Here is a 7,329-nt window from a genome sequence, read left to right as displayed (position 1 = left end):
CCCCTTCCCCGCCCCCCGGGGCATGGCCACCCTGCACGACGGAGCTGTTGGAAACCCACGGGAGAGGCGCAGCGATGAAGAAGCTGAAGGGGATGCGGGTGGCCGTGCTGGCGGCGGATGGCTTCGAGCAGGTGGAGCTGACGCGGCCGGTGAAGCGCCTGGAGAAAGAGGGCGCGCACGTCACCATCATCTCCCTCCACAAGGGCCGCATCCGGGGCATGAACCTGCTGGTGCCCGGCAAGAAGGTCCGCGTGGACGCCACGCTGCGCGAGGTGAAGGCCGCGGACTTCGACGCGCTGCTCCTGCCCGGCGGCTTCATGAACCCGGACTTCCTGAGGCAGAGCGCGCTGGCGCTGGACTTCGTGCGCGACGCGGACCTGCTGGACCTGCCCATCGCGGTCATCTGCCACGGGCCGTGGCTGCTCGCGTCCGCGGGGCTCCTGGAAGGCCGGCACCTCACGTCCTGGCCCGGCATCCGCAACGACCTGGAGAACGCGGGCGCGCACTGGACGGACGAGCCCGTGGTGCGCGACGGCAACTGGGTGTCCAGCCGCGGACCCCATGATCTGCTCGCCTTCGAGCACGCGCTGGTGGAGCTCTTCGCGGAGCGGATGACGCCCGCCATCGTCCAGCGGGAAGTGCCCGCGCCGCGCTGGCCCCGGCTCATCGCGGGGGGCCTCGCCGCCGTGGCCACGCTGGGGCTGGTGGCCCGGGGCCGCAAGGCGCTGGCCTAGCGCCTCACATCCAGCCCAGCTGGAGCTTCGCCACGTCCGTCATGCGGCCCTGGTCCCACTGCGGCTCCCAGACGAGTTCCACCTCGGTCTCCTTCACGCCGGGCACCGAGGACACCTTCTGGCGCACGTCCTCCACCAGCACCTGCCCCATGCCGCACCCGGGCGCCGTCAGCGTCATCTCGATGGACACGCGCTGCCCGCCCTCTTCCAGCGGCGTGACCTTGCACGTGTACACCAGGCCCAGCTCCACGATGTTCACCGGGATCTCCGGGTCGTACACCGTGCGGAGCTGCTCCCAGACCTGCTCCTCGCTGAACTCCCCGGGCGTGCCCTGCGGGGCCTCGTCCGGCGACTTCGCCTTCGCCGCGTAGTCCTCGCCCAGCACCGACGCGTTCTTCTCGTCGATGCGGAAGAGCTGGCCGTACGGATCCTGCACCGTGACGTTGCCGCCCAGCGTCTGCACCACCGTCAACTCCGAGCCCGCCGGCAGCGAGATCCTGTCCCCACTGGGGATGAGCATCGCGTCCACGTCGCGCTCGATGACCGTCATCGCGCCTCGCATCGTTCCCTCCCCTACTCTGTCGAAACCGACGTGGAGCGGCCATCCAGCGCCGCGTGCAGCGTGTGCCACGCCAGGCTCGCGCACTTCACCCGCGCCGGGAACTCGCTCACGCCCGACAGCACCGCGAGCTTGCCCAGCGTCTCCGGATCCACCTTCTCCGGCCCCTCGGTCACCAGCGTGTGCACGCGCTCGAAGAGGGCCTCCGCCTCCGCGCGCGTCTTGTCCTTCACCGCGCCCGTCATCAGCGACGCGGACGCCTTGGAGATGGCGCACCCCTGCCCCTGGAAGCCGATGTCGCGGATGACGTCGCCGTCCATCCGCAGCGTCACGGAGAGCTGGTCGCCGCACAGAGGGTTGTAGCCCTCCGCCGTGCACGTCGCGCCCTCCACCACCCGGAAGTTGCGCGGGCGCTTGGAGTGCTCCAGCACCACCTCCTGGTAGAGGTCCTTCAGGTCCGAGCTCACGCGAACACCTCCTTCACCTTGTGCAGCCCCTTCACCAGCGCGTCCACGTCTTCCGGCGTGTTGTAGAGCGCCAGCGACGCCCGCGCCGTGGCCGCCACCCCGAAGCGCTGCATCAGCGGCTGGGCGCAGTGGTGCCCGGTGCGGATGCAGATGCCCTCCTGGTCCAGGATGGTCCCCACGTCGTGCGGGTGGATGTCCCCGAACGTGAAGGACAGCACGCCCGTCTTCTTCGGCGCCGTGCCCACCAGCTTCAGCCCCGGCACCGACTCCAGCGCCTGCGTCGCGTAGGCGAGCAGCCACTGATCATGCTGGGCAACGGCGGACAGCCCCACGCCCTCCAGGTAGCGGATGGCCGCGGCCAGCCCCACCGCGCCCGCCATGTCCGGCGTGCCCGCCTCGAAGCGGTGCGGCACGCGGTTGTAGACGGTCTTCTCCATCGTCACGGAGAGGATCATGTCCCCGCCGCCCTGGTACGGCGGCAGCGACTCCAGCATGGAGAGCTTCCCGTACAGCACGCCGATGCCCGTGGGCGCGAAGAGCTTGTGCCCGCTGAAGGCGTAGAAGTCACAGCCCAGGTCCTGCACGTCCACCGGGAAGTGCGTCACCGACTGCGCCCCGTCCACCAGCACCGGGATGTTCTTCGCGTGCGCCTTCGCCACCAGCTCCTTGATGGGGTTCACGGAGCCCAGCGCGTTGGACACGTGGGTAATGGCCAGCAGGCGCGTGCGCTCGGTGAGCAGCGCGTCCACCGCGTCCATCCGCAGGGCGCCCTGCTCATCCACCGGAATCACGCGCAGCTTCGCGCCCGCCGCGTCGCACACCATCTGCCAGGGCACGATGTTGGAGTGGTGCTCCATGGCGGAGATGAGCACCTCGTCGCCCGGGCCCACGTGCTTGCGGCCGTAGGTGGCGGCCACCAGGTTGATGGCCTCCGTGGTGCCGCGCACGAAGATGATCTCCCGCGCGTCCTTCGCGTTCAGGAAGCGGCGCACCGTCTCGCGCGCGTCCTCGAAGGCCTGCGTGGCGCGCTCGGAGAGGATGTGCACGCCCCGGTGCACGTTGGCGTTGTCGTAGGTGTAGTAGTGCGTCAGCGCGTCCAGCACCGCCTGCGGCTTCTGCCCGGTGGCCGCGCTGTCCAGGTACACCAGCGGCCGGCCCCGCACCTCCTGCTTCAGGATGGGGAAGTCCCCACGCACGCGCGCGAGGTCGAATCCAGGCCCGTTCATCCCGTCACCTCCAGCCGGGTTCCGCCCGGCAGCTTCGCCGACAACAGCTCCTCCACCCGCGCGCGCACCGGCCCCTGCGGCACCGCGAGCACCAGCTCGCTCGCGAACGCCTGCGTCAGCATCCGCTCCGCTTCCGGCCGGGGGATGCCGCGCGAGCGCAGGTAGAACAGCGCGTTGTCGTCCAGCCGGCCCACCGCCGTGCCGTGCGCGCACTTCACGTCGTCCGCGAGGATCTCCAGCTGCGGCCGCGCGTCCACCTGCGCGCCCTCCGACAGCAGGAGGTTGCGGTTGGTCTGGCTCGCGTCCGTCTTCTGCGCGTCCTCGCGCACGCGGATGCGTCCATGGAACGTCCCGCGCGCGCGGTCGTCCAGCACGCCCTTGTAGAGCTCCCGGCTGGAGCAGCGGGGCACCGCGTGGTCCAGGTCGGTGCGGTTGTCCAGGTGCTGTGTGCCCCGGCCCACGAACAGGCCGTTGAGCACGCACTCTCCACCTTCGCCCGCGAACGCGGCGTGCACCTCGTTGCGCGCCACCGCCCCGCCGAACGAGAAGGCGTGCGACTGGAAGCGGCTGTCGCGCCCCTGCCGCGAGTACAGCCCGCCCAGGTGCAGCGCGGCGTCGCCCTCCGTCTGGAGCTTGTAGTGGTGCAGGCTGGCGTTGTCGCCCAGCGACACCTCCGTCACCGCGTTGGTGAAGGTCGCCTCCGTCCCCAGCCCCGCGTACGTCTCCACCAGCGTGGCCTCACTGCCCTCGCCCGCCACCACGACGATGCGGGGGCTCGCCAGCACGGGCCCGCTGCCACCGCGCGCGAGGAAGAGCAGCTGCACCGGCACCTCGCTCAGCGCCCGGGGCGCGAGCGTGAGCAGCGCGCCCTCTTCCAGCAGGGCCGCGTTGAGCGACGTGAAGGCATGCGCCCCCAGCCGCGTGCGCTGGCCCAGCGTCCGCTCCAGCAACTCACCGTCCTCGCGCAGCGCCTGCGACAGCGGCTTGAGCACCACCCCGCGCGGCAGGCCCGTGAGCACCGACAGCGCCGGCACGAAGCGCCCGTCCACGAAGACAAGCCGGGGGCCGGGCAGCGACAGCCGCGCCACCGCCGCCGCCACGTCCTCGCCCGCGTACACGTCCCGCGCGGGCTGGAAGGGGTGCGACGACAGCGCGGCGAGCGGCGTGTACTTCCACTCCTCGTCCTTCGACGTGGGCAGCCCCGCCGCCTCGAAGTGGCGCAGGCCCTCCGCGCGCAGCGTCTTGAGCCACGGGGGCGCGTTCGCGCTCCCGCGCGTCTGGAAGGCCCGGGCCATCTCCAGATATTGGGCGAGGCCCGCGCTCATCGCCGCGCCTCCTTCGCCTTGCCGGCCCCGACGCCCTCCCCACCCAGCCAGGCGTAGCCCTTCTCCTCCAGCTCCAGCGCCAGCTCGCGCCCACCCGAGCGCACGATGCGGCCCGCCGCCATCACGTGCACGTGGTCCGGCACGATGTAGTCCAGGAGCCGCTGGTAGTGCGTAATCACAATCATGGCCCGGTCCGGCGCGCGCAGCGCGTTCACGCCGCCCGCGACGATGCGCAGGGCGTCGATGTCCAGGCCCGAGTCCGTCTCGTCCAGCAGCGCCAGCTTCGGCTGGAGCACCGCCATCTGGAACACCTCGTTGCGCTTCTTCTCTCCGCCGGAGAAGCCCTCGTTCACCGAGCGGCCCATGAAGGCGCTGTCCAGCTCCACCAGCTTCGCCTTGTCCTTGGCGAGCTGCATGAAGTCCATCGCGTCCAGCTCCTCCTCGCCCTTCGCGCGGCGCTGCGCGTTGAGCGCCGTGCGCAGGAAGTGCAGGTTGCCCACGCCGGGAATCTCCACCGGGTACTGGAACGCCAGGAACACGCCCGCCTTCGCGCGGTCCTCCGCGTTCGACGCCAGCAGGTCCTTGCCGTCGAAGCGCACGCGCCCCTGCGTCACCACGTACGTCTCACGCCCCGCCAGCACGCCCGCGAGCGTGCTCTTGCCGGAGCCGTTGGGCCCCATGATGGCGTGCACCTCGCCGGGGGCGATCTCCAGGTTGATGCCCTTGAGGATCTCCTTGTCGCCCACGCGCGCGTGCAGGTCCTGAATGCTGAGCAGCGACATCAACCCACGCTCCCTTCGAGGCTCACACCCAACAGCTTCTGCGCTTCCACCGCGAACTCCATGGGCAGCTCCTTGAAGACCTGCCGGCAGAAGCCATTCACGATCATCGACACCGCGTCCTCCTGGGAGATGCCCCGCTGCCGGCAGTAGAAGAGCTGGTCCTCGCCAATCTTCGACGTGGACGCCTCGTGCTCCACCTGCGCCGTGGGGTTCTTCACCTCGATGTACGGCAGCGTGTGGGCGCCGCACTTGTCACCAAGCAGCAGCGAGTCGCACTGCGTGTAGTTGCGCGCGTTCGCCGCGCTCTTGAGCATCTTCACCTGCCCCCGGTACGTGTTCTGGCCACGCCCGGCGGAGATGCCCTTGGACACGATGGTGGACCGGGTGTTCTTCCCGATGTGGATCATCTTCGTGCCGGTGTCCGCCTGCTGGCGGTGGTTGGTGAGCGCCACCGAGTAGAACTCGCCCACCGAGTCGTCGCCCTTGAGGATGACGCTGGGGTACTTCCAGGTGATGGCCGAGCCGGTCTCCACCTGGGTCCACGAAATCTTGGAGCCCCGGTGCGCGATGCCGCGCTTGGTGACGAAGTTGTAGATGCCGCCCTTGCCTTCAGCGTCGCCCGGGTACCAGTTCTGCACGGTGCTGTACTTGATGGACGCGCCGTCCAGCGCCACCAGCTCCACCACCGCGGCGTGCAGCTGGTTGGTGTCGCGCATGGGCGCGGTGCAGCCCTCCAGGTAGCTCACGGAGGCGCCCTCGTCCGCGACGAGCAGCGTGCGCTCGAACTGGCCCGTGTCCGCCGCGTTGATGCGGAAGTACGTGGACAGCTCCATGGGGCACTTCACGCCCTTGGGCACGTAGCAGAAGGAGCCGTCGCTGAAGACCGCGGAGTTGAGCGCCGCGAAGAAGTTGTCGGAGAACGGAACCACCGTGCCCAGGTAGCGCTCGATGAGCTCCGGGTGCTCGCGCACCGCTTCGGAGAACGAGCAGAAGATGACGCCCGCCTTGTAGAGCTTCTCCCGGAAGGTGGTGGCCACCGACACGGAGTCGAACACCGCGTCCACCGCCACGTTCTGCAGCCGCTTCTGCTCCTCCAGCGGGATGCCCAGCTTCTCGTAGGTGCGGAGGATCTCCGGATCCACCTGCGACAGGCTGTCCTTCTTCGGCTTCTGCTTGGGCGCCGAGTAGTAGCGGATCGCCTGGTAGTTGATGGGGTGGTACTTCACCGCCTGCCAGGTGGGCTCCTTCAGCGTGAGCCAGTGCCGGTACGCCTTCAGGCGCCAGTCGAGCATGAACGCGGGCTCGTTCTTCTTGCGCGACAGCACGCGGATGACGTCCTCGTCCAGGCCGGGCGGCAGCGTGTCCGACTCCACCTCCGTGACGAAGCCCGCTTGGTACCCCTTGCGGGTCAGCTCCTGGATCGTTTCGGTGCTGCTCATGACCGGACTCCCGTCACGGAAGAAGGAAGGGCGCTGGAAAGCCCCAGGCCCACCAGCCGCTCGGGCATGCGCGGCGCGGGCGCGCGCAGGTCCGCGAGCGTCAGCCGCCCCAGGGCCTCCTGGATGGCCTGGTTGATGAGCCGCCAGTGGCCGCGCACCTGGCAGACGGCCTCCAGCTCGCAGGGCACCGCGGGCGACGTGTGCTGGCCGCACTCGGTGAGGGCCACCGGGCCCTCCAGCGCCGTCACCAGCTCCGCCAGGGAGATGGCCTCCGCGGGACGCGCCAGGCCGTAGCCTCCGCTCGCGCCGCGGTGGGACACCACCAGCCCCGCCTGCAACAGGCCCTTGAGGACCTTGCTCGCGGATGGAAGCGAGACACGCGTGCGGGCCGCCAGCTCTCGCGTGGTGCGGGTTTCCCCGTCCGCGCGCGCCAGCTCGGCCATCAGCACGATGCCGTAGTCGGTCATCTTGCTCATCCGGAGCATGTGTGGGGGTGTCTCCTGTGGCTTCGCGGGCCCGATGCCCAACGGCCTCTTACGTAATGTGGACCTATTCAGTCCACATTCAAATCAGGGTGGTACTTCCGCCCCTGCCGGGAGGGCGTCCAGGTTGGGCACCGCCCACTGGCGCCCGCGCGGGGTCGCTGGCCTTGGCCGGTCAAGCTAGGGTGCGGCCGTCCGCTTCCCGCGTCCGCGGCACGCTTCAAACCAGGAGAGCCCCACCGATGCGCCGTCCCCTGCCCCTGCTGCTCACCGCGCTGGCCCTCGCCCTGGTGGGCTGTGAGAAGAAGTCCGCCC

8 protein-coding genes are annotated in these 7,329 nt (G+C 69.9%); 1 reads left to right on the top strand and 7 read right to left on the bottom strand.

The window, feature by feature from the left end; all coding sequences use genetic code 11:
• Window positions 1-74 precede the first annotated feature (74 nt).
• Entirely contained in the window at window positions 75-734 is a 660-nt protein-coding gene (locus tag D7V93_RS33315) for a type 1 glutamine amidotransferase domain-containing protein (protein ID WP_120647216.1), read from the top strand.
• Between the two features lie 4 nt (window positions 735-738).
• Here the strand turns inward: D7V93_RS33315 and sufT are convergent, their stop codons facing one another.
• The 7 genes from sufT to D7V93_RS33280 are packed head-to-tail and all read right to left on the bottom strand — an operon-like array spanning window position 739 to window position 7,017.
• The gene (gene sufT / locus D7V93_RS33310; protein WP_120647215.1) at window positions 739-1,296 is read right to left on the bottom strand and encodes a putative Fe-S cluster assembly protein SufT; all 558 of its coding nucleotides are present in this window, start codon (window positions 1,294-1,296) and stop codon (window positions 739-741) included.
• An 11-nt stretch (window positions 1,297-1,307) separates the two neighbouring features.
• Window positions 1,308-1,760, bottom strand: coding sequence for a Fe-S cluster assembly sulfur transfer protein SufU (gene sufU, locus D7V93_RS33305; RefSeq protein ID WP_120647214.1), 453 nt, complete (start codon window positions 1,758-1,760; stop codon window positions 1,308-1,310).
• Window positions 1,757-2,986, bottom strand: a complete 1,230-nt coding sequence (locus D7V93_RS33300; protein ID WP_120647213.1) for a cysteine desulfurase — start codon at window positions 2,984-2,986, stop codon at window positions 1,757-1,759. The genes sufU and D7V93_RS33300 overlap by 4 nt, the downstream gene beginning before the upstream one ends.
• Window positions 2,983-4,311: a Fe-S cluster assembly protein SufD gene (gene sufD / locus D7V93_RS33295; RefSeq protein ID WP_120647212.1), complete on the bottom strand. Its 1,329-nt coding sequence runs from the start codon at window positions 4,309-4,311 to the stop codon at window positions 2,983-2,985. The genes D7V93_RS33300 and sufD overlap by 4 nt, the downstream gene beginning before the upstream one ends.
• A complete protein-coding gene (gene sufC / locus D7V93_RS33290) occupies window positions 4,308-5,093 on the bottom strand; it encodes a Fe-S cluster assembly ATPase SufC (protein ID WP_120647211.1) in 786 nt (261 codons plus the stop codon). The genes sufD and sufC overlap by 4 nt, the downstream gene beginning before the upstream one ends.
• Window positions 5,093-6,532 carry a Fe-S cluster assembly protein SufB gene (sufB, locus tag D7V93_RS33285; RefSeq protein ID WP_120647210.1) on the bottom strand — a complete coding sequence of 480 codons (1,440 nt, stop codon included), beginning with the start codon at window positions 6,530-6,532 and terminating at the stop codon, window positions 5,093-5,095. Before sufB ends, sufC begins: the two co-directional genes overlap by 1 nt.
• Window positions 6,529-7,017, bottom strand: a complete 489-nt coding sequence (locus tag D7V93_RS33280) for an SUF system Fe-S cluster assembly regulator (RefSeq protein WP_120647209.1) — start codon at window positions 7,015-7,017, stop codon at window positions 6,529-6,531. Before D7V93_RS33280 ends, sufB begins: the two co-directional genes overlap by 4 nt.
• Between the last annotated feature and the right edge of the window lie 312 nt (window positions 7,018-7,329).

The sequence above is a fragment of the Corallococcus llansteffanensis genome, assembly GCF_003612055.1.
Lineage (GTDB): Bacteria > Myxococcota > Myxococcia > Myxococcales > Myxococcaceae > Corallococcus > Corallococcus llansteffanensis.
This window is presented reverse-complemented; position numbering and strand designations above follow the sequence as displayed.